This is a genomic window from Salicibibacter kimchii, assembly GCF_003336365.1.
Lineage (GTDB): Bacteria > Bacillota > Bacilli > Bacillales > Marinococcaceae > Salicibibacter > Salicibibacter kimchii.
In genome coordinates this window covers 2355167-2377286 of the sequence record NZ_CP031092.1, presented here as the reverse complement: position 1 = coordinate 2377286, position 22120 = coordinate 2355167, and the positions used below count along the sequence as shown (strand labels likewise).

The following is a 22120-nucleotide window of genomic DNA, read 5'->3' as shown; positions in this document are numbered from 1 at the left end:
CCCTCACTTTAGTATTGCACCATCATGATTGTATCAATCGATCGCGCAAAACACCAGTCGTTGCATAATTTGTCACGGAATGCTTCATAGTAGTATAGAAGAAGAAAGAAAAAAAGGGGGAACAGCGTTGGACGTAAAGCGGGCGTTTTTTCTCATCTTGCTTTTATTATTCATGACCGGTTGTACAGCCTTGCAAAATCAAGGCAATTCATCCGGGAGCGAACCCCAGGAATTTGAAAATACAAAGGAAATGGTCATTGATGTACTGAAAACCGAGGATGGCAAAGCTGCCTTAGAGGAAGTTTTAACGGATGAAGATGTACAGGAATCCGTTCTCATGGAGCAAGATTTTGTCCAAGACACCGTGCAAACGACGTTGACATCAGAGGACGGAGAGCAATATTTTCAACAAGTGATGCAACAGCCTGATTTTCAACAGAATGTCGCCAAAAGCATGCAACAAGAGAATGAAGCGATTTTAAAACGCTTAATGAAAGACCCGGAATATCAACAAATGATGATGGAAGTGCTGCAAGACCCGGAGATGCAACAAGAGCATGTTAAATTATTGAAAAGCAAAACCTTCCGTGAAGAGATGCAAACGGCCATCGAGGAAGCCTTTGACAACCCTAATTTCCAGCAACAGCTCTCCGATTTAATGGAAGAGCAACAACAGCAAGGGGGAGGAGAGTCACAAGAGGAAAGCAGTGGCAGCGACGATAGTCAGGAAGACAGCAGCCAAGAAGACAGCGAGAGCAGCGGCAGTGGCGACAACGGCGGTGGTGGCGGATAAACGAAAACTTCCATATCAGCATGAGCACGCCGGTGACCCAGTGTCGGCGATTTTACGCGATTTTTTTCATGCCGAAGGAAGGCGAGTATATCTTTTCAGCTTCCCGGCAAGCCTTTATCCTTTTTTCATGCCGATGCCGACCCTGCCTTCGGCATGCTCGTTGCTCTTTGTCCCCCTCCAATGCCCAAGCCGAATACGCCTCCCGGCTTCCGATGTCTCCCCACCGGATCTACGGGCGTTTCCCACCCACCGGGATCAAAAAAGAAGGCGAGGCAACCCATCGGCCTCGCCTTCCGTTTATTATTCAAATGGCGATTTTACTCGGTTCTCTTCTTTCTTTTCAATGATCTGCGTGGCAATGTTTTCGTATATTTGGCCGACCGGATGCTCCCTTTCATAAACAGAAGGAGCAAAGTCGTCATCATCAATGGTGGGTTGTCCCAACGGGATCTGGCCGAGCAAATCGGCTTTAAGCTCTTCGCTTAAACGCTCGCCGCCGCCTTGGCCGAAGACATACTCTTTTTCCCCGGACTTGCTTTCGTAGTAAGCCATGTTTTCAACGACCCCTAGCACGCGGTGGTTACTCTTGATAGCCATCGCACCTGCGCGGGCAGCTACAAACGCCGCTGTCGCGTGGGGGGTTGTGACGATAATCTCATCGGATTCCGGCAGCATAGAATGAACATCAAGCGCGACATCGCCCGTTCCCGGAGGCAAGTCCAAAAGAAGGTAGTCCAAATCCCCCCATGTGACTTCGTTGAAAAAGTTGGTTAACATTTTTCCGAGCATCGGTCCGCGCCAAATGACCGGTGCATTGTCCTCCACAAAAAAGCCCATGGAAATAACTTTGACGCCATAGCGTTCAACAGGATGTATTTTTTCTCCTTCAACGGTCGGACGGTTTTCAATCCCCATCATGTCCGGAACACTGAAACCGTATATGTCCGCGTCAATAATGCCGACTTTCTTACCCTCGCGGGCAAGCGCCACTGCTAAATTAACCGTAACCGTCGATTTTCCGACGCCGCCTTTTCCACTGGCAATCGCGATGAAATTGACCGGACTGTTTTCACTTAAGAGACCTCCGTCGTCTTCTTCTTGCGCAACCGCACCCCCGTGCTGTTCCGCTTCTTCTGTTGAAAGCTCCTCGAATCGAAGCCCTACCTGGGACGCACCGGCTTCTTTAACAACGGAAACAATGTCTTGTTGCAGTTTCATTTGCGCGCCTGTCCCCGTTTGTGCCAGCGCAATTTTCAAGCTCACATTGTCGCCGTCTTTTATGCGAATATCCCGAACCCCATCGGTTTCTACGATGCTTTTTTTCAAATCGGGATCTTTGATTTGTTTTAAGACCTCCATAATGTCTTGCTCTTGTAACACAATAAACACCTTCCTTTAAGGTTGATACCGAGGATTGCCCCCAGTATATCACACCTAAGGAATAGGATTTAATCGAAACGCCTGAACCTTCATTAATCAGTATCATTTTCAGCATCGAAATAGCGGACCAGCCCTTGATAAATGGAGGCTGCCATTTGGTCGAGGTATTCCTCATCTTCAAAACGTCCGGCCTCTTCCGGATTGGACAGGAACCCTGCCTCAATAAGCAAACCGGGGATTTCCGTCGAATCAAGCATATAGATGTTATTCACGCCCGCGGCCTTTCGATTTGTATTTTCCAACTGTCGTGTCAATTCCCCTTGGACAGTTTCACCCATTGTTTGGCTCTCCGTAAAGGCCGGATTATAAAAGGTCTGTGCACCGCGCCACGTCGGAGAACCCGCGTTTAGATGCATGCTGATAAAAAAATCGCTTCCGGATTCGTTAATCAATTGGACCCGTTTTTGCAAATCTTCTACTTTTCGATTTCGCAATCCTTCCGTGGAAGGAGCAGCCAAATCAACATCCTCTTCCCTCGTCATTAGTACGAGCGCACCTGCTGATTGTAAATAATCCCTAAGCTTAAAAGAAATTTCCAATGCCACGTCATCTTCCATGAGCCCTTCCCGGGAACTCGAGCCCCCATCGACCCCACCATGCCCGGGATCGATCACAATCACTTGGCCGCTAAGCGGTAAATCGAGACCACTTGTATGTTCTGACCATTCAACGGAAAAGATAGTATACATACCGACAATCAAGGCAAGTGCCAAAAGGGGGGCGGCAAGCCAGATCTTTTTTTTCATAAAAAGAACAGTCCTTTTTTCTAAGGGATGGTTCATCATATGAAAAAAGGGACGGGCATATGCCCGTCTAAAGACGAAGTTGCGCCCGGTCTTTACCTGTTTTTAAACCGACTTGCCACCAATGTTGCACATAAGCTTCGGCACCGTTCGCAATTTGGCCACGGTTGATGTGCTCATCCTGAATCCAGTCAACCATAAATGCTTTCAGTTCGGTTGCACGCTGTTTTACCTGTTCTTCATCCGCAGGATTGTCTTGTGCCTTTCCGGTCCTGGCCTCGATCATCCCTCGTTTGGCTGAGGAAATAAACGTTTCGATTGCCACATCCATACAGATTTCTTCCAGAAAAGAGTGCCGGAATTGAAAATCACCACACGCGGGGATAAGGTGTTTTTCGGAAGCATAGACCATATCTTCCATGCTCAGTGTTTGCAATAATTTTTTCTCCACTTCCCAGTCCTTTAAACGCTTATGCTCTTGAAAAGATACGACTGACCCCATGCTTGCCCCCCTCAAGATTAGTGTGGGATTCAACCGGAGGAAACATGCCTGGGAATGGGAGGACGGTTTAAACAAACATTTGATTACATTCGACCACAAAAAAATACAGCCAACAGGAACGTTTCCCGAGGGCTGTATCGATAACATTTCGCTCTTAACGCTTTGAGAATTGAGGTGCGCGACGGGCGCCTTTAAGGCCGTACTTCTTCCGTTCCTTCATTCTGGAGTCACGTGTGAGCAATCCATTGTCCTTAAGCACTTTTCTGTATTCCGGATCAACTTGCAACAAGGCGCGGGCAACACCAAGCTGGATTGCTCCTGCTTGCCCTGTGGAACCGCCGCCCTTTGTTGTGATTTTTAAATCATATTGACCTTCAGTGCCTGTTTCCACAAGCGGCTTGTGAATGACTGTTTTGAGTGTTTCGTGATCGAAGTAATCATCCATCTCACGTTTGTTGATCGTTACTTTTCCGTTTCCCGGTGAAAGGAATACCCGCGCAACGGCGTTCTTGCGCCGGCCTGTTCCGTAATATTGCAAGGATGCCAATTAAATCCCTCCTTTTTTATTATCCGTGGAGCTCCAAGCTTTCCGGTTTTTGTGCTTCATGTTTGTGGTTGGATCCTTCATATACGTGCAGTTTTTTAATTGTTTGCCGGCCGAGTGCATTTTTCGGGAGCATGCCTTGCACAGCAAGTTCAATCATTTTTACCGGTTTATTTTTACGCATCTCCAACGCTCTCGTGGATTTTAAACCTCCGGGGTGTCCACTGTGGCGATAATACATTTTATCCGTTAATTTGTTGCCGGTGAGCTCCACCTTTTCCGCATTGATAATAATGACATGGTCACCTGTATCGACGTGCGGCGTGAATTCCGGTTTATTTTTTCCGCGCAAAATGGCAGCAACTTCGCTTGCCAACCGTCCGAGCTTCTTTCCTTCGGCATCGACGACATACCATTTGCGTTCGATTTCATCTGCTTTGGCCATATATGTCTGACGCATTGGGGAGATTCCCTCCTTTTTTCAATCGCTTCACATCTATTTTTTCGTTCATCATATTCGTGTCTCCGGGGCTAGTGGAGGACGAAATGCCAACTAATATCGTATAACAATCGCCCGCCGATGTCAAATGAAAAAATTAGCCGCAACCCGCAGGATACACGTCTTTATGCCCATATTGCACTTGCCATAAATACAACCCATGTCCGGGGACCGTCATTCCCGCTTGCCGACGATCACGGGCATGCAAAATACGGTTCATATCCTCGACGGCAAGACGGCGTGCCCCGATATTGATGGCTGTCCCCACGATGATCCTTACCATGTTGTAAAGAAAACCGTCTCCGTTGAACCGAAAACACCATTCGCCTTCAGCTGTCTGCACATAGCTGGCGGCATTTAATGTCCTCACTTTACTTTCTACATTCGTATCACTCGCACAAAAAGACGAGAAATCATGCGTGCCGATCAATGGTTGCAATGATCGCCGGACCGCTTCGTGATCAAACGCATTTGCAAAGACGTGATGCACATAATGGCGCTGGAACACGTCCCGCTCTCGTCCGACATGAAGAAAAAAACGATACTCTTTAGCCGTAGCATCAAAACGCGCGTGAAAATGATCATGCACACGTTCAACGCATATCACCTGCATGTCTCGCGGCAACACCGTGTCAAACGCTCGCGGCCAACGCGCACTTGGGATTTGTAAAAAAGAATCGAAGTGAACGACTTGGCCGCGGGCATGCACCTGGGCATCTGTACGCCCGGAAGCCACCACCTTTTTATTTTCCCCTTTATGCAATTTTGTGAGCCCTTTTTCAAGCTCCCCTTGCACGGTTCGCTTTCCCGGCTGCACTTGCCAGCCGGAAAAAGCCGAGCCATCATAAGCAATGGTCGCTTTCCAACGTGCCATCGGTATATCCTCCCAGTGGCGACACAATCGCCGGGTGCCGTCTAATTCTTGGCTTTTTTTGGCGCCACAACTAACGTTGATCCCTTATTTCAGCCGCTTGCCCCTAGCCATCTCGCAACAACGCCAAGACTACGCCCACACCGATAACAACCATGCAGGCAACGGTATCTTGCAAGCGCCATTTAAGGACACGCAATTTCGTTCGTCCTTCCCCGCCACGATACCCGCGCGCGTCCATTGCCGTAGCCATATCTTCCGCCCGTTTAAACGAACGAACAAACAACGGGATAATAAAAGCCGTCATCGTCTCCAGCCTCGTTTTCAATGATCCTTTTGTAAAATCAGCCCCGCGCGCTGCCTGAGCCTTTAATATTCGATCCGCTTCCAACAATAAAGTCGGAATCAAGCGAATGCTGATCGACATCATCAAGGACATTTCGTGGGCAGGAAGCCCAAACCGCTTAAACGGACGCAAAAAAAACTCAAATCCATCGGTTAAATCAATCGGCGCAGTCGTTAATGTCAACAATGAGGCAAAGGCGACGAGCGCGCCAATCCGCACAGCGATGAACACCCCTTGTTCTATTCCGCCACTATAGATGGAAAAACCGAGGATCGTAAAAAGAACCTGCCCTTCATTCGTAAAAAAAGCATGAAGAAGAAACGTAAAAATAACTAAAATAAATACCGGTAATAATCCTTTAAGAAAAAATTTCACCGGCACGCGTGACAACAGAACAAAAGCTGCGACCGTTGCCAGCAATGCACTATAACTCCAAAATTCGTTTGCCAAGAACACAATACTGGCAAGGGCAAGTAAACACAGTAGTTTCGCTCTCGAATCCAACCTGTGCAGGGGTGATGAAACCGGAACGTACTGTCCAATGACGATGTTTTGCAACATGTTTATCCCTCTTCTTTTACACTTGCCCATTGTTCGGCAACGACCGCTGCCAACGCTTCCGGTTCCATCAGGAGGTTATCAATGTCCCAGCCTGCTTTTTGCAAAGCACGGACCATTCGAACCGAAGGAGGGGTGGCCAGCCCGATATCGGCAAGCAACTCGGCTTCCCGAAAAACCTGTAAAGGCGCACCGCTCGTCAACGGCTTACCCCCGGTCCCCATCACGATGACCTCCTCTGCATAACGGGCAGCATCTTCCATGTCATGCGTGACAAGAATCGTCGTTAATCCATGCCTGTCATGCCAATCTTTCAATACATCCAACAGGGCTCGATGCCCGGCAGGATCAAGACCGGCAGCCGGTTCATCAAGGATCAGCACTTCAGGGTCGGTAGCAAGCACTCCGGCAATGGCCACACGTCTCATCTGTCCCCCGCTGAGATTGAACGGCGAGACAGGCAGGACCTCATCGCTTATGCCCACAACATCCAGCAGCTTGGGAAGTCGTTTGCGAACCCTCTCCACATCCAAACCGAGGTGTTTGGGGCCAAAAAGCATGTCTTCTTCAACCGTAGCGCCAAACAATTGATGCTCGGGATACTGAAAAACCATGCCGATTTTTCGCCGCAATGGTTTCACTTCTTTTCGTTTCGACTTTCGATGCAGGCGGAAGTCGCCGCATTGGACCTGTCCCGAAGTGGGGAGCAACAATCCATTGATCAATTGCATCAACGTCGACTTCCCTGAACCAGTGCTGCCCACAAGGGCTGTAAACGTCTTCGACGCGATTTTAATGTTCACGTGATCAAGCGCCTGTTTTTCAAACGGAGAACCACGCATATAGGAATAACTTACATTTTCAAAGGAGATGTGCATAACCGCTTCACCCATTCGTGTTCACTTAACGATAAATGGCCAACATGGACGCCTTTGGCTTGTAATGCTACCTGCATACGCAAAAAATAAGGCAACGTAAAAGACCTGGAAAGCAAAAAATCAGGGTCTTGGAAAAAGTCGTAAACCGTTTGATCCCGTGACGTGGCCCCCCGCTCCATAAAAACGACACGGCTTGCTTGCAGCGCTTCTTCTAACTCGTGGGTGATCATAATAATCGTGATCCCGGCTTGATTTAGCTCGGCGATCGTTTCCATTACTTCCCTCCGGCCATTAGGGTCCAACATGGACGTCGCTTCATCAAAAATCATAATCTCCGGACGAAGGGCAAGAATACCCGCGATCGCCGCCCGTTGCTTTTGCCCTCCCGAAAGGCGATGAGGTTCGGTCGATAGTGCATCTTTGATCCCTGCCCGCTCACTTGCTTCTTCGATACGAGCGAGCATATCCGTACGTGAGATACCGGCGTTTTCCAGCCCGAAAGCTATGTCATCCCGTACGGTAGCAGCAACAAATTGGTGATCCGGGTTTTGAAACACCATCCCCACCTTTTGACGAATGGCCCAGATATCTTCTTCCTTATCCGTCCGCAAAGCCCCGATCGTAATCGTGCCGCTCTCCGGCTGCAATAACGCATTTAACATTCTCGCAAACGTAGACTTGCCGGAACCATTCGTCCCCAACAATGCCACCCATTCCCCTTGATTTATTTGCAAACGAAGGTCTTGTAAAATGAAATCCTGTTCTTCCCAATAGCGAAAGTATAGATGTTCACAATGGATAAGGGGTGGCATTGTTCGTTCTCCAATCTTCACTTCTGTATGTATAAAAGCTGAAACACCAATCAATAAATAAAATTTTATCATGGACCAGGCTATTTGTTAACCAATGTATTTATTACGTTTACATAAAAGAAAAAGGACAGTGACTTTGAAATCGTCCTGCCCTCACACCTATTAAACGAGTTCGATGACGGCCATGGGGGTGCCGTCCCCTTTTCTCGGTTCCATTTTAATAATGCGTGTGTAGCCGCCTTGCCGCTCTTCGTAGCGTGGACCGATGTCATCAAACAATTTTTGAATGGCATCTTGATCGTCTTCTGCTGCTTCCTTCCGGATAAATGATGCGGCTTGTCGACGAGCATGCAAGGTGCCACCTTTGCCTAGCGTGATCGTTTTTTCCACGATCGGGCGAAGCGCTTTTGCTTTTGCCTCCGTGGTCACAATCTTTTCGTTGATCAAAAGATCTGTTGCGAGATCACGAAATAACGCTTTTCGTGCTGAACTATTTCTTCCAAGCTTTCTGTATGCCACAGTTATTCCCCTCCTTTTGACCAATTCTCATCTATAAACTTATTCCTCATCGCGAAGGCCGAGACCTAAATCTCCCAACTTCTCTTGCACTTCTTCCAAAGATTTACGTCCCAGGTTGCGCACCTTCATCATATCTTCTTCAGATTTCTGGGTGAGCTCCTGCACGGTATTAATGCCCGCGCGTTTCAAACAATTGTAAGAACGTACCGATAAATCCAGTTCCTCAATTGTCATTTCCAGCACTTTTTCTTTTTGATCTTCCTCTTTTTCCACCATGATTTCGGCATTTTGGGCTTGATCTGTCAAACCGATAAAGATGGTTAAATGTTCATTCATGATTTTGGCGCCAAGAGATACAGCTTCTTCCGGCCGTATGCTACCATCCGTCCAAACATCAAGCGTTAGTTTATCATAGTTTGTAATTTGGCCCACGCGTGTATTTTCAACCTGGAAATTGACACGGTCCACCGGTGTAAAAATCGAATCGATCGGAAGAACCCCGATGGCCAGGTCCTCGTGATTGTTTCCTTCGGCAGGAACATAACCACGGCCGCGTTTAGCGGTCATTCTCATATGAAAATGGGCGCCTTGATTAAGCGTAGCAATGTGAAGTTCGGGGTTCAAGATATCAACATCACTATCGTGGTTAATATCTTGTGCGGTTACTGCACCCTCGCCGCTCACCTCAATTTCAAGCACTTTCTCCTCATCGGAATGGATGTTAAGGGCCAGCTGCTTCAAATTCAACACAATGGTGGTAACGTCTTCCACCACACCTTCCACTGTTGAGAACTCGTGAAGGACTTGATCGATTTGAATATTCGTAATCGCTGATCCCGGTAGGGAGGATAACAGAATTCGACGCAAGGAGTTTCCTAAGGTTGTTCCATAGCCACGTTCAAGCGGTTCAACAACAAACTTCCCGTATTTGCCGTCCTCACTGACTTCAATCGTTTCAATGCTCGGCTTTTCGATTTCGATCATCTTTAAATGATACCCTCCTTCAAAACGTCAGCATCCGTATTGCACACTTCACCATTCACAGTACATAAAGCCCGCTATTTTGATGCTCACTTTGTCTAACCATTATTGACAGCGCGCAGTGTTTTCAAACCTTATAATGGTCTATACGGCGTTATACTCTGCGACGTTTCGGAGGGCGGCAACCGTTATGGGGCACAGGGGTAACATCACGGATAACATTCACTTCAAGCCCGGTTGCTTGCAGTGAACGAATGGCTGCTTCACGACCGGCACCCGGTCCCTTTACAGCAACCTCCACGCTTTTCATGCCGTGATCCATCGCTCCCTTTGCGGCTGTTTCAGCTGCCATCTGTGCGGCGAACGGCGTTGACTTGCGAGAACCTTTAAAACCGAGGTTTCCTGCACTTGCCCATGCCAATGCATTTCCTTGCATATCCGTAATCGTAACGATGGTATTGTTGAATGTGGAACGGATATGGGCGATGCCCGAATCTACATGTTTACGTTGGCGTTTTTTACGAGCTGTTGTTTTCGGTTTAGCCATTGCTTACAAACCTCCTTACTTTTTCTTATTCGCGATCGTCTTCCGAGGACCTTTCGCGGTTCTGGAATTATTTTTCGTGCTTTGTCCACGGGCAGGCAGCCCGCGGCGATGACGGATGCCACGATAGGAACCAATTTCGATTAAACGTTTAATGTTCAGAGACTTTTCTCTGCGAAGGTCCCCTTCCACCGTGTAGTTTCCGACGGCTGTGCGAATGCGTCCGAGTTCTTCGTCCGTGAGGTCACGAACCCGTGTGTCCACCGGTACGTCCGCTTCCTCCAGAATGTTTTGAGCACTGCTTTTTCCAACCCCATACACATACGTCAGGGAAATAACGACCCGCTTGTCGCGAGGAATGTCAACTCCTGAAATTCGTGCCATGAACATACACCTCCTTTGCGGTTAACCTTGTTTTTGTTTATGCTTCGGGTTTGAACAAATCACCATGACTGTACCTTCGCGGCGAATGATTTTACATCGTTCACACATGGGTTTTACGGAAGGTCTGACCTTCATTTTCTTTCCCTCCTTCATGCTCGGGAACTATCCCAGAAGAAACTTTTACAGCGTTCTTCTTCTGCGATTATTATTTGTATCGATACGTAATTCGACCACGGGAAAGGTCATATGGAGAAAGTTCCACCGTAACCTTGTCACCGGGTAAAATACGGATAAAATGCATGCGGATCTTTCCGGAAACATGCGCGAGTATTCGATGACCATTCTCCAGTTCTACTCTGAACATAGCGTTTGGCAAAGGCTCGATCACCGTGCCTTCCACTTCAATCGCATCATCTTTGGCCATGGATTTACTCTCCTCCCTTCCTAGTATCAGGTAGCCCTCTACGAAATTACATCAACACGTGGCGCAATTTGGCATTAGTCACACGACGGTTTTCTTCAGGCTATCTTACACCCTGTGAGACAAACGCTAACGTTCGGATGTTGATGTTTTTCTGGGCACGAATTGAACAATGCTTGAATCGCAGGCCAACCGGACAAAACGTGCCTGCCAACGGTGGCAACAACGATGACATCGTATTTTCATAGCCGTTAAACGTGTGCATGTGTGCATCACGAGCACAGCGTTCCGACCTATTGGGACATCTCGGCATCAGGCCTGGGTCAAAATGTCATAGCCTGAATCCGTAATCGCAATCGTGTGTTCAAAATGTGCGCAGTTTTTTCCATCCGTTGTGACCACTGTCCAATTGTCATCCAAAGTATGGACATAACGCTCACCCATATTTATCATCGGTTCAACGGCAAGCACCATCCCCGGTTTCAAACGGACTCCTTTCCCAGGGGGCCCAAAGTGTGGGATCTGTGGGTCTTCATGCAAGTCTTGACCAACACCATGACCAACATACTCCCTAACAACCGAGAACCCATGTTTCTCCACGAATGTCTGTATCGCATGAGAGACATTAGAGAGTCTTTCTTTCGGTTTTGCTTCCGCAAGCCCCTTGTATAAGGCATTCCGGGTCACATCCAAGAGCTGCTCCGTTTCGGCTGTTATTGCACCAACAGGATACGTCCACGCCGAATCACCATGATACCCGTGAATCTTCGCTCCAATGTCGATGGAAATGATATCGCCGTTTTTTAACACTCTGTTCCCCGGTACCCCGTGAACAAGTTCCTCATTTACGGAAGTACAAATACTCCCGGTAAATCCATGATAACCTTTAAACGAAGGAACGGCATCATACGATTGTATAAAACGATCTGCGATTTGGTCAAGTTCAGCGGTTGTGACCCCCGGCTTAATATGACGTTGGAGTTCTTGATGAGTCCACGCCACGATTTTTCCGGCGTACCGCATAATCTTTAATTCCCGATCGGTTTTACGAATAATCATGCATGCTGCAAACCTTCCAATAATTGAACAATATCCCCGTGCACATGATCGATTTGCTGGTCTCCATCAATGTTTCGGAGATAACCCTTTTGGTTATAAAAATCAATCAGCGGTTGCGTTTGTTCAATGTTCACTTCCAGGCGTTTTTTCACCATTTCCGGTTTGTCGTCATCACGCTGGATGAGCTTACTGCCATCCACATCACAGATGCCATCCGTTTTCGGTGGATTGTAATCCACGTGGTACGTTTCACCGGAAGTAGGGGAAACACGACGGCCCGCCAAACGTTTGATCAACGTTTCCTTAGGAACCTCAATGTTGATGACAAAATCGAGCGAGCGGCTAAGATCAGAAAGAATGCCCTCCAGCGCCTCCGCTTGCGGAATTGTACGAGGAAATCCGTCAAGCAAAAACCCTTTTGCGCAATCCTCTTCACCCAGTCGTTCCCGAACGATTCCAATCGTCACTTCATCCGGCACAAGTTCTCCCTCGTCAAGGTAACGTTTCGCTTTTATGCCAAGTTCGGTTTCGTTTTTGATTGCCGCACGGAACATATCCCCTGTCGATATATGGGGAATGCGGTACTCTTCACTGATCGTCCCCGCTTGGGTTCCTTTTCCGACGCCCGGCAGTCCCATTAAAATTAAATCCATGATACCTCTCCTTACATCCCACGTTGGTCCTTGTCGTTACTCCTTATTTTATGAAACCTTTGTAGCTACGTTTCAACAATTGTCCTTCGATCTGTTTCATCGTGTCCAGTGCAACACCGACGACGATGAGCAAGCCCGTGCCTCCGATTTGAATCGCTTCAGGCAATCCGAGTTGAGTCGTGAAGAACACCGGCAAAATCGCAACCGTGGCCAGAAATAGGGAGCCGACGAACGTCAGTCGGTAAAGGATATGGCGAATATGATGTTCCGTACTTTTACCGGGACGAATACCGGGAACATATCCCCCTTGTTTTTTCAGGTTTTCGGCCATTGTTTCCGGATTCACCTGCACAAATGTATAGAAATACGTAAAGGCGATGATTAATCCGATGTAAACAATTGCCCCAACCGGTTGCGTGTAATCAAAATTATTGATCACCCATTGGGCAACAGCATTGTCTTCTCCCAAAAAGCTTGCAACTGTCGGCGGGAAAATAAATAACGCCATCGCGAAAATGACCGGGATAACCCCTGCTGAGTTCACCTTCAATGGGAGATGCGTCGACTGCGCGCCTGCCGTGGACTGACGACCAACCACCCTTTTTGCATATTGGATCGATACTTTACGAATCGCTTGCTGCACAAAGACGACTCCGACAATAATGAGCAATACAGCGAGCGCCAATAAAAGAATGGTAACAACACCCATAAACAGTTGCTCGCCCGCACCTTCGATTTGCGTGGCGTAAATTTGGTTAAGCCCATTTGGGATACCGGCAGCAATACCGGCAAAAATCATGATGGAAATCCCGTTCCCTACTCCTTTTGCCGTGATTTGCTCCCCTAACCACATCAAAAAGGTGGTCCCCGCGGTCATGATGAGCGCTATAAGTAGGTAAGTGGCAACTCCCGGATCCGGAATTAGCCCTGGAAATTGGGCGTTAAATCCGATAGACATTGCCAATCCCTGAACAAACGCCAATACAACGGTGAAATAGCGAGTGAACTGCGCCAGTTTTCTTCTGCCTGCCTCCCCTTGCTTCGACCATTCCGTGAACTTCGGGACGACATCCATCCGCAAGAGTTGTACGACAATGGAAGCAGTAATATAAGGGAAGACACCCATGGCAAAAATGGAGAAGTTCCCAAGTGCTCCCCCGCCAAACGTGTCAAGAAAGCCGAAAGCCGATGCTTCCCCTTGGAAGTTCAAGACGTCGCTGTCGGATCCGGGAATAGGGATGAATGTCCCGATACGATAGACGATGAGCATTGCCAGGGTGAAGAATATTTTTCGACGCAGATCTGCTGCACGAAAGATATTGGCTAGGCCCTTAAACATTAAACCACCTCGGTTCGACCGCCGGCTGCTTCAATTGCCTTAACTGCAGAGGCAGAAAATTTATTGGCTTTCACTGTCAGCTTCGTCTCCAATTGACCATCCCCAAGGATTTTAATGCCATCATTTTCTTTTTTCACGGTGCCGGTCTCTACGAGTAACTCCGGCGTAATTTCCGTTCCTTCTTCAAAACGATTGAGCGTTTCAATATTAACGACGGTATAAGCCTTCCGAGTTGGATTGGTAAATCCACGTTTAGGCAATCGTTTGTAAATCGGGTTTTGTCCCCCTTCAAAGCCCGGCCGTACATTTCCGCCTGCACGGGATTTTTGTCCGTGTTCTCCTCGGCCAGCGGTGTTGCTGCGTTTTGATCCATAGCCTCGTCCGGGACGAATCCCTTTTTTGCGAGCACCTGCCGCTGGTTTCACATCGTGCAATTTCATGTTTTCACACCTCCTGTCTTGAAGCGTTCCCTTATCCGCTAACTTCTTTTACATTTACAAGGTGGGATACTTTGTTAACCATTCCGCGAATGGCAGGATTGTCTTTTTGGATCACCGAGTGATTGACTTTGCGCAGTCCAAGTGTGCGTACCGTCACACGCTGGTCTTCCGGTCTGCCTATTAGACTGCGGATGAGGGTGATTTCCAGTTTATTTTCCACTTGTACTCCCTCCTATCCTTGTAATTCTTCGACGCTTTTGCCACGTAGCCTGGCAATATTTTCAGCCGATTTTAATTCGCTCAACCCTTGCAACGTGGCACGAACCATATTGATCGGGTTACTGGAACCGTGTGATTTTGAAAGGATGTCATGTACGCCGCCAAGTTCAAGAACCGCACGCACAGGACCGCCGGCGATAACTCCCGTACCTTCCGTAGCGGGCTTCAGCAAGACTTTGCCGGCCCCGTAACGTCCTACCAATTCATGAGGGATCGTCGTGCCCACACGGGGGACCTTAATGAGGCCTTTCTTCCCGTTTTCTACTGCTTTACGAATCGCCTCGGGTACTTCATTGGCTTTCCCGATGCCAAAACCTACATGTCCGTTGCGGTCACCGACTACGACAATCGCTGCAAAGCGAAAGCTTCGACCGCCTTTTACCACTTTTGAAACACGGTTAATCGCAACGACTTGTTCTTCCAAGTCAAGTTTATTCGGATCAATGGCCATATGTTGTCCCTCCTTCATGCTTTAAAATTTCAAACCTTCCTCACGAGCAGCATCAGCCAATGCCGCTACACGTCCATGGTAGATATAGCCTCCACGGTCAAAAATGACGTTTTCATATCCCTTTTCACGCGCGCGTTTTGCAACAAGCGTCCCCACATCTTTGGCGGCATTTACGTTTCCACCGTTTTCCTGCGTGAATTCACGATCCAACGTAGACGCTGATGCCAGCGTTTCACCCTTCATATCGTCGATAAGCTGGGCATAGATATGACTCGAAGAACGAAATACATTTAAGCGCGGGCGTTCCGAAGTTCCACTTAATTTTTTTCGTATTCTATTATGGCGCTGTTTACGCGCCGCCTGTTTATTGGTTTTTGTCGCCATGAAAGACTCTCCTCCTTTCCTGTCTTCAACAGACAGCATTTGGCTTCGGTTTATTTACCTGTTTTTCCAACCTTGCTTCGCACCGTTTCATCTGTGTAACGAACGCCTTTCCCTTTATAAGGTTCCGGCTTGCGAACGGATCGAACATCGGAAGCAACGGCCCCAACCAATTGTTTATCGATTCCTTTAACAAGCACTCTTGTGTTTGAAGGCACTTCAAATTCAATGCCTTCCGGTTCTTCAATTTCAACCGGATGGGAATAACCGACGTTAAGCACGAGTTTGTTCCCCGATTTAGATGCACGATAACCGACACCGACAAGGTCAAGGCTTTTTTCAAAACCGTCCGTAACACCTTTCACCATGTTCGCGATGAGACTTCTCGTCGTTCCGTGCATGGATCGGTGATCTTTATGATTGGATACACGAGTAGTCGTAACAACCCCATCTTCATAGCTGATTGTGACACCTGAATTAAATTGACGTTCCAATTCCCCTTTTGGGCCTTTAACCGTTACATGTCCGTCGTTAACCGTAAGCGTTACACTATCCGGTACTTCTAACGGCAACACACCGATACGTGACATTTCCATTACACCTCCATTCGCCTTGCTTTACCACACGTAGGCAAGCACTTCTCCGCCGATGTTTTGTTGACGGGCTTCTTTATCAGTAATAATCCCTGTTGAGCTCGAAATAACCGCTATGCCTAATCCGTTCAGTACACGAGGGACTTCGTCTGAACCTGTATACACACGCAGCCCCGGTTTACTTATCTTTTTCAATCCGGAAATTACCCGTTCGTTTCCTTGGCCGTATTTAAGGAAAATACGAATAACCCCTTGCTTTTTATCATCCACGAATTCAACATCACGTATATACCCTTCACGTTTAAGGATCTTGGCAATCTCTTTTTTCAAGTTCGATGCCGGCAGTTCCAGTTTATCGTGACGAACGGTATTGGCGTTGCGAATTCTTGTTAACATATCTGCAATCGGGTCTGTCATAACCATAATGATAAACCTCCTTCCATCTTTCAGGTTTTACCAGCTTGCTTTTTTAACGCCGGGGATCTGTCCTTTATACGCTAGATCGCGGAAACAAATCCGGCAAAGCTTAAACTTTTGAAATACAGCGTTCGGTCGCCCGCAACGTTGGCAACGGGTGTATTCGCGAACCTTAAATTTTTGAGGTTTCCTTTGCTTCTCGACCATCGCTTTTCGAGCCAAAATCAATTCCCTCCTTCCAGTTATATTTATCGTTGAAAAGGCATGCCCACTTGAGTCAGCAAAGCTTTCGCTTCCTCATCTGTTTCGGCACTCGTCACAATTACAATGTCCATGCCGCGAACTTTATCGATCTTGTCGTATTCAATTTCCGGAAAAATCAACTGCTCCTTGACACCGAGGGTGTAATTTCCGCGGCCGTCGAATGCGTTGCTTGAAATTCCGCGAAAGTCACGAACACGCGGCAAGGATACGTGAATCAATTTTTCAAGGAAATCATACATACGCGCCCCGCGAAGGGTCACTTTAGCACCGATCGGGTTCCCCTCACGTAATTTAAATCCGGCGATCGATCTTTTTGCCTTCGTTGTAATCGGCTTTTGTCCTGTAATCAAAGCAAGTTCTTCCATCGCGTTATCCAAACTTTTCGGGTTGGAAACAGCTTCACCTATGCCCACGTTAATTACGATTTTCTCGATCCTCGGGACCGCCATCACTGACGAATAATTGAATTGATTGTGTAAGCTGGGCACAATTTCATTCTTATAACGTTCTTTTATAGCGTTCATTATTTTCGGGCCTCCTTTCAGCAAGCGTTACTAATCAATAACCTCTCCGGATTTCTTTGCAACCCGTACCTTTTTGCCATCTTCGGTTTTATAACCGACCCGGGTAGGTTCACCGCTTTTAGGATCAATAAGCATCACATTCGATACATGGATTGGCGCTTCCATATTATCGATGCCCCCTTGCGGGTTGTCCTGCGAAGGTTTCATGTGTTTGGTCACTGTGTTGACACCTTGGACAAGCACACGTTCACGGCTCGGATAGGCTCCGATGATCTCCCCTTCCGCACCTTTGTCTTTCCCGGTAATCACTTTCACCTTATCGCCTGTTTTCACATGCAATTTCGGTTGTTGTGCCATGGTCTCGCACCTCCTTCATCAATGTTGCTTTCAAGTTTTAAAGTACTTCCGGTGCTAGTGATATAATTTTCATATATTGACTATCTCGGAGTTCACGCGCGACCGGACCGAATATACGTGTACCTCTCGGGCTTTTATCATCACGGACAACGACCGCTGCGTTTTCATCAAATCGGATGTACGAACCATCTGTTCGTCTTACACCACTGCGGGAGCGAACAATAACCGCGCGCACAACTTCATTTTTCTTGACAACGCCTCCTGGTGTTGCGTTCTTAACTGAACAGACGATCATATCACCGATGTTAGCGGTTTTTCGTCCGGTACCTCCGAGTACTTTAATGCATTGTACTTCTCTTGCACCTGAATTATCGGCAACTTTTAGCCTTGACTCTTGCTGGATCATTTTCACGGCCTCCCTTCAATCAAAGATGTCTTAAATAATTACTGATTCTTCGACGATTTCAACGAGGCGGAAGTATTTATCTTTGGACAACGGACGTGTTTCCATGATTCTTACGGTGTCGCCTACTTTCGCTTCATTATTTTCGTCATGTGCTTTGAATTTCTTTGAAGAACGGACACGCTTGCCGTATAGTTTATCTCGTTTATACGTTTCAACGACAACGGTAATTGTTTTATCCATTTTATCGGAAACAACGCGGCCGATCCGTACTTTTCGGTCGTTGCGTTCACTCATAATCGTCTACCTCCTTTTCACACTCGGTTGATGCCAAGTTCTCTTTCTCGCAAAACAGTATTGGCACGGGCGATTGCTTTTCGAACGTTGCGGATGCGGGCGGGGTTATCCAACTGACCGGTTGCCAGTTGAAAACGAAGGTTGAACAATTCTTCTTTTAATGATTTCGATTCTTGTTCGATTTCCGTCGTGGTCATTTCCCGAATTTCTTTAGCCTTCATTTGCCTCACCACCCATTTCTTCACGTTTCACAAACTTGCATTGGATCGGAAGCTTGTGGGATGCAAGACGTAATGCTTCTCGTGCTACTTCCTCATTGACACCTGCAATTTCAAACATAATCTTGCCGGGTTTAACAACGGCTACCCAACCTTCCGGGGCACCTTTCCCGGAACCCATACGAACTTCCAAAGGTTTTGACGTATATGGTTTATCAGGGAAAATTTTAATCCAAACTTTACCGCCACGTTTCATGTAACGAGTCATCGCGATACGTGCGGCTTCAATCTGCCGGTTCGAAATCCATGATGCTTCCACGGCCTGCAGGCCATACTCACCAAATGAGATTTCCGTTCCGCCTTTTGCACGCCCTTTCATGCGTCCACGCATTTGACGGCGGTATTTCACGCGTTTAGGCATTAACATGTTTAGTCGCCTCCTTCGTCTGTACGGTCACCTTTCGTGGGAAGGACTTCTCCACGGTATATCCATATTTTCACACCGATCTTCCCATATGTGGTGTCTGCTTCTGCTGTACCAAAATCAATGTCCGCTCGCAACGTATGCAAGGGAACAGTTCCTTCATTATAGCTCTCGGAGCGTGCCATATCTGCTCCACCGAGACGTCCGTTCGCTTCTGTACGAATGCCTTTTGCTCCGGCACGCATTGTACGCTGGATGGATTGTTTCATTGCACGGCGAAAAGATACGCGGTTTTCCAGCTGACGCGCGATATTTTCAGCGACGAGCTTCGCGTCCAAATCTGCTTGTTTGATCTCGGAGATGTTGATGTGCACACGTTTACCGGTAAGAGCATTTAGGTTTTTGCGCAATGCCTCAACTTCAGATCCGCCTTTACCGATCACCATACCGGGTTTAGCTGTATGAATGTTAATGTTCACCCGGTTTGCGGCACGTTCAATTTCAATCGACGATATGGAAGCATCCTTAAGCCGCTCTTCAATATACTCGCGAATTTTCACGTCCTCATGCAACAACGTCGCGTATTCTTTTTCTGCGTACCATTTTGATTCCCAGTCACGAATTACGCCAATCCGAAACCCTATGGGATTAACTTTTTGACCCACGCTTTATCCTTCCTCCTTTTCTGAGACAATGATCGTGATATGACTTGTTCGTTTATTGATTCGGGATGCACGCCCCATCGCCCTCGGGCGAAAACGTTTCAAAGTGACCCCTTCATCCACGTAAGCTTTGCTAATCATCAAATCTTCCGGTTCCATTTCATAGTTATGCTCCGCATTGGCAATCGCGGATTTCAATACCTTCTCCACAGTTGGCGACACTCCTCTTTGTGTGTGTTTCAATATGGAAATGGCTTCTCCGACTTCTTTGCCGCGCACCAGGTCAACGACCATCCGTGCTTTTCGAGGAGCGACACGAACCTGTTTCGCAACCGCTTTTGCTTCCATTGAAGTGTACCTCCTCTCTTGTTAGCGTCGTCTCGTTCTTTTGTCGTCATTAGCGTGTCCCCGATACGTTCGTGTTGGGGCGAATTCTCCCAGTTTATGACCGACCATGTCTTCCTGGATGTAAACAGGCACATGCTTGCGCCCATCATGGACAGCGATGGTGTGTCCTACAAAATTCGGGAATATCGTGGAGCGACGTGACCATGTTTTAATCACACGGCTGTTATTCACATCCATCGCCTCAACTTTTTTCATTAAATGATCATCGACAAATGGTCCCTTTTTCAGACTGCGTCCCATTTAAATGCCTCCTTTCTCATATAGGTGCGACGTGTGAATAGCGCCTCCCCGCTTCGGTTGCATAGGGTGTTGGCGCTAATCCTATCGCGATTATCTTCTTTTCTTTTTGTTTCGACCTTGAACAATATACTTGTTTGATGGCTTGTTTCTTTTTCTCGTCTTATATCCAACGGACGGTTGTCCCCAAGGGGATACGGGGGCATCAAGCCCGACGGGTGCTTTCCCTTCACCACCGCCGTGTGGGTGATCATCCGGGTTCATGGCAAAACCGCGGACAGTAGGGCGTTTATTCAGCCAACGATTACGTCCGGCTTTCCCGATATTGATCTGTTCGTTTTCAAGGTTGCCCACTTGCCCAATCGTTGCTCGGCACGTGGATAGAACCTGACGGGTCTCTCCGGACTTCAATCGAATAAGCGTGTACTTGCCTTCACGACCGAGAATTTGTGCGTGCGCGCCTGCAGCGCGTACCAATTGTCCGCCTTTCCCGGGCCTCATTTCAATGTTGTGAATGGTTGTGCCCACCGGGATATCCTTAATTTCAAGCGCATTCCCGACTTTGATGTCTGCATCGGAGCCTGCTGTTATATTGTTACCGACCTTAAGGCCGTTAGGAGCAAGAATATAACGTTTTTCTCCGTCTACATAATGAATAAGCGCGATATTCGCCGAGCGGTTCGGATCGTATTCAATCGTTGCTACTCGACCCGGAACCCCGTCCTTGTTTCGTTTAAAATCGATGATCCGATATTTACGTTTATGGCCGCCACCTTGGTGGCGAGTCGTAATTCGGCCATGATTGTTCCGGCCGGCATCTTTGGAATGTGGCGCGAGCAATGACCGTTCCGGGCTATCGGTTGTAATTTCGGAGAAATTTTTCCCGGTCATAAACCGTTGCCCGCCTGTTTTCGGTTTATAGCGTTTAACTGCCATTGGTTTTCCCTCCTCTTCTGTAAAACTTAAACTTCATCAAATACTTCGATCTCTTCACTGTTCTCGGTTAAGGTTACAATCGCCTTTTTTCGTGCGGGTTTATAACCTTCGAAACGGCCGAAACGACGAAATTTGCGTTTATAATTCATCGTGTTAACCTTATCGACATCTACTTCAAAGATCTCTTCGATTGCCTGTTTGATCTGTGTTTTATTCGCTTTAATGTCCACTTCAAACGTATACTTCTTGTCATCCATGATCTCTGTAGAGCGTTCCGTAATTACCGGGCGCTTAATCACATCGCGTGCATCCATTAGCCAAGCACCTCCTCTACACTCTCTACAGCCTTTTTCGTAATGATTAACTTATCGCTGTTAATCACATCTAGCACATTTACACCTTTAGCATCGATCGTTTTTACATTCTCTAGATTGTTCGCGGATTTCTTGAGGTTTTCATCATCGTCCGCTGTGACAATCAACGTTTTTTGCTCGGCGGAAAGGCTGGAAAGAACATTCACCATTTCTTTTGTTTTCGGCACGTCAAATTGAAGGTCGTCGACGACGATGAGCTCTTCATCACGGACTTTTCCGGAAAGCACGGATCTAAGCGCGAGACGACGGACCTTTTTCGGAAGTTTATACCCGTAATTTCTTGGCGTCGGTGCAAAAATGACACCACCACCCGTCCATATTGGGGAACGGTTTGATCCATGACGTGCACGACCCGTTCCTTTTTGGCGCCATGGTTTTGCACCGCCACCGCGAACTTCGGAACGCGTTTTAGCTTTTTGAGTTCCTTGCCGAAGGGAAGCTTGCTGCATGACAACCGCATCGTGCACAACACTTTCATTCGGTGTAATACCGAAAACGGCATCGGTAAGTTCCGCGTCCCCGACTTCCGAGCCGGTTTGATTGTATACCGTTACTTTAGGCATGATGGT

Annotated in this window: 38 protein-coding genes; 1 reads left to right on the top strand and 37 read right to left on the bottom strand. The window is 47.6% G+C overall.

Annotated features, from left to right (window positions below; translation table 11 throughout):
* Positions 1-127: 127 nt before the first annotated feature.
* On the top strand, positions 128-793 hold the full coding sequence (gerD, locus tag DT065_RS12115) for a spore germination lipoprotein GerD (protein ID WP_114373736.1): 666 nt from the start codon (positions 128-130) through the stop codon (positions 791-793).
* Positions 794-1093: 300 nt separating this feature from the next.
* Here the strand turns inward: gerD and salA are convergent, their stop codons facing one another.
* The 37 genes from salA to rplD form a co-directional block, all read right to left on the bottom strand.
* The gene (gene salA, locus DT065_RS12110) at positions 1094-2173 is read right to left on the bottom strand and encodes an iron-sulfur carrier protein/transcriptional regulator SalA (protein ID WP_114373733.1); all 1080 of its coding nucleotides are present in this window, start codon (positions 2171-2173) and stop codon (positions 1094-1096) included.
* A 92-nt stretch (positions 2174-2265) separates the two neighbouring features.
* Positions 2266-2979, bottom strand: a complete 714-nt coding sequence (gene cwlD / locus DT065_RS12105; protein WP_114373730.1) for an N-acetylmuramoyl-L-alanine amidase CwlD — start codon at positions 2977-2979, stop codon at positions 2266-2268.
* A 67-nt stretch (positions 2980-3046) separates the two neighbouring features.
* Entirely contained in the window at positions 3047-3478 is a 432-nt protein-coding gene (locus DT065_RS12100) for a DUF2521 family protein (protein ID WP_160112529.1), read from the bottom strand.
* Between the two features lie 154 nt (positions 3479-3632).
* Positions 3633-4025 (bottom strand): 30S ribosomal protein S9, encoded by a 393-nt coding sequence (gene rpsI / locus DT065_RS12095; protein WP_114373724.1) that lies wholly within the window; start codon positions 4023-4025, stop codon positions 3633-3635.
* Between the two features lie 19 nt (positions 4026-4044).
* On the bottom strand, positions 4045-4482 hold the full coding sequence (gene rplM, locus DT065_RS12090) for a 50S ribosomal protein L13 (RefSeq protein WP_114373721.1): 438 nt from the start codon (positions 4480-4482) through the stop codon (positions 4045-4047).
* 136 nt (positions 4483-4618) lie between these two features.
* The gene (gene truA / locus DT065_RS12085) at positions 4619-5395 is read right to left on the bottom strand and encodes a tRNA pseudouridine(38-40) synthase TruA (protein ID WP_114373718.1); all 777 of its coding nucleotides are present in this window, start codon (positions 5393-5395) and stop codon (positions 4619-4621) included.
* Between the two features lie 103 nt (positions 5396-5498).
* The gene (locus DT065_RS12080) at positions 5499-6299 is read right to left on the bottom strand and encodes an energy-coupling factor transporter transmembrane component T family protein (RefSeq protein WP_114373715.1); all 801 of its coding nucleotides are present in this window, start codon (positions 6297-6299) and stop codon (positions 5499-5501) included.
* A 2-nt stretch (positions 6300-6301) separates the two neighbouring features.
* Positions 6302-7174: an energy-coupling factor transporter ATPase gene (locus tag DT065_RS12075; protein ID WP_114373712.1), complete on the bottom strand. Its 873-nt coding sequence runs from the start codon at positions 7172-7174 to the stop codon at positions 6302-6304.
* Positions 7150-7986, bottom strand: a complete 837-nt coding sequence (locus tag DT065_RS12070; protein ID WP_114373710.1) for an energy-coupling factor transporter ATPase — start codon at positions 7984-7986, stop codon at positions 7150-7152. Before DT065_RS12070 ends, DT065_RS12075 begins: the two co-directional genes overlap by 25 nt.
* Positions 7987-8148: 162 nt before the next feature.
* Positions 8149-8505, bottom strand: a complete 357-nt coding sequence (rplQ, locus tag DT065_RS12065) for a 50S ribosomal protein L17 (protein ID WP_114373707.1) — start codon at positions 8503-8505, stop codon at positions 8149-8151.
* 39 nt (positions 8506-8544) lie between these two features.
* Positions 8545-9489, bottom strand: a complete 945-nt coding sequence (locus DT065_RS12060) for a DNA-directed RNA polymerase subunit alpha (protein ID WP_114373704.1) — start codon at positions 9487-9489, stop codon at positions 8545-8547.
* A gap of 151 nt (positions 9490-9640) precedes the next feature.
* On the bottom strand, positions 9641-10033 hold the full coding sequence (gene rpsK / locus DT065_RS12055) for a 30S ribosomal protein S11 (protein WP_114373701.1): 393 nt from the start codon (positions 10031-10033) through the stop codon (positions 9641-9643).
* A gap of 15 nt (positions 10034-10048) precedes the next feature.
* Positions 10049-10414, bottom strand: a complete 366-nt coding sequence (rpsM, locus tag DT065_RS12050) for a 30S ribosomal protein S13 (protein ID WP_114373698.1) — start codon at positions 10412-10414, stop codon at positions 10049-10051.
* A 21-nt stretch (positions 10415-10435) separates the two neighbouring features.
* Positions 10436-10549 carry a 50S ribosomal protein L36 gene (gene rpmJ / locus DT065_RS12045; RefSeq protein ID WP_114373695.1) on the bottom strand — a complete coding sequence of 38 codons (114 nt, stop codon included), beginning with the start codon at positions 10547-10549 and terminating at the stop codon, positions 10436-10438.
* 70 nt (positions 10550-10619) lie between these two features.
* Positions 10620-10838 carry a translation initiation factor IF-1 gene (infA, locus tag DT065_RS12040; RefSeq protein ID WP_114373692.1) on the bottom strand — a complete coding sequence of 73 codons (219 nt, stop codon included), beginning with the start codon at positions 10836-10838 and terminating at the stop codon, positions 10620-10622.
* A 309-nt stretch (positions 10839-11147) separates the two neighbouring features.
* On the bottom strand, positions 11148-11894 hold the full coding sequence (gene map, locus DT065_RS12035; RefSeq protein WP_114373689.1) for a type I methionyl aminopeptidase: 747 nt from the start codon (positions 11892-11894) through the stop codon (positions 11148-11150).
* A complete protein-coding gene (locus DT065_RS12030) occupies positions 11891-12547 on the bottom strand; it encodes an adenylate kinase (RefSeq protein ID WP_114373686.1) in 657 nt (218 codons plus the stop codon). The genes map and DT065_RS12030 overlap by 4 nt, the downstream gene beginning before the upstream one ends.
* A gap of 43 nt (positions 12548-12590) precedes the next feature.
* Positions 12591-13886 carry a preprotein translocase subunit SecY gene (gene secY / locus DT065_RS12025; protein ID WP_114373684.1) on the bottom strand — a complete coding sequence of 432 codons (1296 nt, stop codon included), beginning with the start codon at positions 13884-13886 and terminating at the stop codon, positions 12591-12593.
* Entirely contained in the window at positions 13886-14326 is a 441-nt protein-coding gene (gene rplO / locus DT065_RS12020; RefSeq protein ID WP_114373681.1) for a 50S ribosomal protein L15, read from the bottom strand. Before rplO ends, secY begins: the two co-directional genes overlap by 1 nt.
* Positions 14327-14357: 31 nt before the next feature.
* Complete coding sequence (rpmD, locus tag DT065_RS12015) at positions 14358-14546, bottom strand: 50S ribosomal protein L30 (protein ID WP_114373678.1); 189 nt, start codon at positions 14544-14546, stop codon at positions 14358-14360.
* Positions 14547-14558: 12 nt separating this feature from the next.
* Positions 14559-15056, bottom strand: a complete 498-nt coding sequence (gene rpsE, locus DT065_RS12010; protein WP_114373675.1) for a 30S ribosomal protein S5 — start codon at positions 15054-15056, stop codon at positions 14559-14561.
* Positions 15057-15077: 21 nt separating this feature from the next.
* Positions 15078-15440, bottom strand: coding sequence for a 50S ribosomal protein L18 (rplR, locus tag DT065_RS12005; protein ID WP_114373672.1), 363 nt, complete (start codon positions 15438-15440; stop codon positions 15078-15080).
* 50 nt (positions 15441-15490) lie between these two features.
* Positions 15491-16027 carry a 50S ribosomal protein L6 gene (gene rplF, locus DT065_RS12000; protein ID WP_114376281.1) on the bottom strand — a complete coding sequence of 179 codons (537 nt, stop codon included), beginning with the start codon at positions 16025-16027 and terminating at the stop codon, positions 15491-15493.
* Between the two features lie 27 nt (positions 16028-16054).
* Positions 16055-16453 carry a 30S ribosomal protein S8 gene (rpsH, locus tag DT065_RS11995; RefSeq protein ID WP_114373670.1) on the bottom strand — a complete coding sequence of 133 codons (399 nt, stop codon included), beginning with the start codon at positions 16451-16453 and terminating at the stop codon, positions 16055-16057.
* Between the two features lie 30 nt (positions 16454-16483).
* Complete coding sequence (locus tag DT065_RS11990; protein WP_114373667.1) at positions 16484-16669, bottom strand: type Z 30S ribosomal protein S14; 186 nt, start codon at positions 16667-16669, stop codon at positions 16484-16486.
* A gap of 26 nt (positions 16670-16695) precedes the next feature.
* A complete protein-coding gene (gene rplE, locus DT065_RS11985) occupies positions 16696-17235 on the bottom strand; it encodes a 50S ribosomal protein L5 (protein ID WP_193550766.1) in 540 nt (179 codons plus the stop codon).
* Positions 17236-17265: 30 nt separating this feature from the next.
* The gene (rplX, locus tag DT065_RS11980) at positions 17266-17574 is read right to left on the bottom strand and encodes a 50S ribosomal protein L24 (protein WP_114376277.1); all 309 of its coding nucleotides are present in this window, start codon (positions 17572-17574) and stop codon (positions 17266-17268) included.
* A gap of 55 nt (positions 17575-17629) precedes the next feature.
* A complete protein-coding gene (rplN, locus tag DT065_RS11975; RefSeq protein WP_114373665.1) occupies positions 17630-17998 on the bottom strand; it encodes a 50S ribosomal protein L14 in 369 nt (122 codons plus the stop codon).
* Between the two features lie 30 nt (positions 17999-18028).
* Positions 18029-18292 (bottom strand): 30S ribosomal protein S17, encoded by a 264-nt coding sequence (gene rpsQ, locus DT065_RS11970; protein ID WP_114373662.1) that lies wholly within the window; start codon positions 18290-18292, stop codon positions 18029-18031.
* Positions 18293-18309: 17 nt separating this feature from the next.
* Positions 18310-18513, bottom strand: coding sequence for a 50S ribosomal protein L29 (rpmC, locus tag DT065_RS11965; protein WP_114373660.1), 204 nt, complete (start codon positions 18511-18513; stop codon positions 18310-18312).
* On the bottom strand, positions 18503-18937 hold the full coding sequence (gene rplP / locus DT065_RS11960; RefSeq protein WP_114373657.1) for a 50S ribosomal protein L16: 435 nt from the start codon (positions 18935-18937) through the stop codon (positions 18503-18505). The genes rpmC and rplP overlap by 11 nt, the downstream gene beginning before the upstream one ends.
* A 2-nt stretch (positions 18938-18939) precedes the next feature.
* Positions 18940-19599, bottom strand: coding sequence for a 30S ribosomal protein S3 (rpsC, locus tag DT065_RS11955; RefSeq protein WP_114373652.1), 660 nt, complete (start codon positions 19597-19599; stop codon positions 18940-18942).
* Between the two features lie 3 nt (positions 19600-19602).
* The gene (gene rplV, locus DT065_RS11950) at positions 19603-19944 is read right to left on the bottom strand and encodes a 50S ribosomal protein L22 (RefSeq protein ID WP_114373649.1); all 342 of its coding nucleotides are present in this window, start codon (positions 19942-19944) and stop codon (positions 19603-19605) included.
* Positions 19945-19965: 21 nt separating this feature from the next.
* Entirely contained in the window at positions 19966-20244 is a 279-nt protein-coding gene (gene rpsS, locus DT065_RS11945) for a 30S ribosomal protein S19 (protein ID WP_114373646.1), read from the bottom strand.
* Positions 20245-20334: 90 nt separating this feature from the next.
* Positions 20335-21177, bottom strand: a complete 843-nt coding sequence (gene rplB / locus DT065_RS11940) for a 50S ribosomal protein L2 (protein ID WP_114373643.1) — start codon at positions 21175-21177, stop codon at positions 20335-20337.
* A 26-nt stretch (positions 21178-21203) separates the two neighbouring features.
* The gene (gene rplW, locus DT065_RS11935; protein ID WP_114373641.1) at positions 21204-21491 is read right to left on the bottom strand and encodes a 50S ribosomal protein L23; all 288 of its coding nucleotides are present in this window, start codon (positions 21489-21491) and stop codon (positions 21204-21206) included.
* The gene (gene rplD / locus DT065_RS11930) at positions 21491-22114 is read right to left on the bottom strand and encodes a 50S ribosomal protein L4 (RefSeq protein ID WP_114373638.1); all 624 of its coding nucleotides are present in this window, start codon (positions 22112-22114) and stop codon (positions 21491-21493) included. The genes rplW and rplD overlap by 1 nt, the downstream gene beginning before the upstream one ends.
* Between the last annotated feature and the right edge of the window lie 6 nt (positions 22115-22120).

Coding starts and splice junctions, on each gene's coding strand:
- cwlD (WP_114373730.1), bottom strand. CDS start 2,979: ATGAAAAAAAAGATCTGGCTTGCCGCCCCCCTTTTGGCACTTGCCTTG.
- DT065_RS12100 (WP_160112529.1), bottom strand. CDS start 3,478: ATGGGGTCAGTCGTATCTTTTCAAGAGCATAAGCGTTTAAAGGACTGG.
- rplM (WP_114373721.1), bottom strand. CDS start 4,482: ATGCGTCAGACATATATGGCCAAAGCAGATGAAATCGAACGCAAATGG.
- truA (WP_114373718.1), bottom strand. CDS start 5,395: ATGGCACGTTGGAAAGCGACCATTGCTTATGATGGCTCGGCTTTTTCC.
- DT065_RS12080 (WP_114373715.1), bottom strand. CDS start 6,299: ATGTTGCAAAACATCGTCATTGGACAGTACGTTCCGGTTTCATCACCC.
- DT065_RS12075 (WP_114373712.1), bottom strand. CDS start 7,174: ATGCACATCTCCTTTGAAAATGTAAGTTATTCCTATATGCGTGGTTCT.
- DT065_RS12070 (WP_114373710.1), bottom strand. CDS start 7,986: ATGCCACCCCTTATCCATTGTGAACATCTATACTTTCGCTATTGGGAA.
- DT065_RS12060 (WP_114373704.1), bottom strand. CDS start 9,489: ATGATCGAAATCGAAAAGCCGAGCATTGAAACGATTGAAGTCAGTGAG.
- rpsK (WP_114373701.1), bottom strand. CDS start 10,033: ATGGCTAAACCGAAAACAACAGCTCGTAAAAAACGCCAACGTAAACAT.
- rpsM (WP_114373698.1), bottom strand. CDS start 10,414: ATGGCACGAATTTCAGGAGTTGACATTCCTCGCGACAAGCGGGTCGTT.
- rpmJ (WP_114373695.1), bottom strand. CDS start 10,549: ATGAAGGTCAGACCTTCCGTAAAACCCATGTGTGAACGATGTAAAATC.
- infA (WP_114373692.1), bottom strand. CDS start 10,838: ATGGCCAAAGATGATGCGATTGAAGTGGAAGGCACGGTGATCGAGCCT.
- map (WP_114373689.1), bottom strand. CDS start 11,894: ATGATTATTCGTAAAACCGATCGGGAATTAAAGATTATGCGGTACGCC.
- DT065_RS12030 (WP_114373686.1), bottom strand. CDS start 12,547: ATGGATTTAATTTTAATGGGACTGCCGGGCGTCGGAAAAGGAACCCAA.
- secY (WP_114373684.1), bottom strand. CDS start 13,886: ATGTTTAAGGGCCTAGCCAATATCTTTCGTGCAGCAGATCTGCGTCGA.
- rplO (WP_114373681.1), bottom strand. CDS start 14,326: ATGAAATTGCACGATGTGAAACCAGCGGCAGGTGCTCGCAAAAAAGGG.
- rpsE (WP_114373675.1), bottom strand. CDS start 15,056: ATGGCCATTGATCCGAATAAACTTGACTTGGAAGAACAAGTCGTTGCG.
- rplR (WP_114373672.1), bottom strand. CDS start 15,440: ATGGCGACAAAAACCAATAAACAGGCGGCGCGTAAACAGCGCCATAAT.
- rplF (WP_114376281.1), bottom strand. CDS start 16,027: ATGTCACGTATCGGTGTGTTGCCGTTAGAAGTACCGGATAGTGTAACG.
- rpsH (WP_114373670.1), bottom strand. CDS start 16,453: ATGGTTATGACAGACCCGATTGCAGATATGTTAACAAGAATTCGCAAC.
- rplE (WP_193550766.1), bottom strand. CDS start 17,235: ATGAACGCTATAAAAGAACGTTATAAGAATGAAATTGTGCCCAGCTTA.
- rplN (WP_114373665.1), bottom strand. CDS start 17,998: ATGATCCAGCAAGAGTCAAGGCTAAAAGTTGCCGATAATTCAGGTGCA.
- rpsQ (WP_114373662.1), bottom strand. CDS start 18,292: ATGAGTGAACGCAACGACCGAAAAGTACGGATCGGCCGCGTTGTTTCC.
- rpmC (WP_114373660.1), bottom strand. CDS start 18,513: ATGAAGGCTAAAGAAATTCGGGAAATGACCACGACGGAAATCGAACAA.
- rplP (WP_114373657.1), bottom strand. CDS start 18,937: ATGTTAATGCCTAAACGCGTGAAATACCGCCGTCAAATGCGTGGACGC.
- rplV (WP_114373649.1), bottom strand. CDS start 19,944: ATGGAAGCAAAAGCGGTTGCGAAACAGGTTCGTGTCGCTCCTCGAAAA.
- rpsS (WP_114373646.1), bottom strand. CDS start 20,244: ATGGGACGCAGTCTGAAAAAGGGACCATTTGTCGATGATCATTTAATG.
- rplB (WP_114373643.1), bottom strand. CDS start 21,177: ATGGCAGTTAAACGCTATAAACCGAAAACAGGCGGGCAACGGTTTATG.
- rplW (WP_114373641.1), bottom strand. CDS start 21,491: ATGGATGCACGCGATGTGATTAAGCGCCCGGTAATTACGGAACGCTCT.
- rplD (WP_114373638.1), bottom strand. CDS start 22,114: ATGCCTAAAGTAACGGTATACAATCAAACCGGCTCGGAAGTCGGGGAC.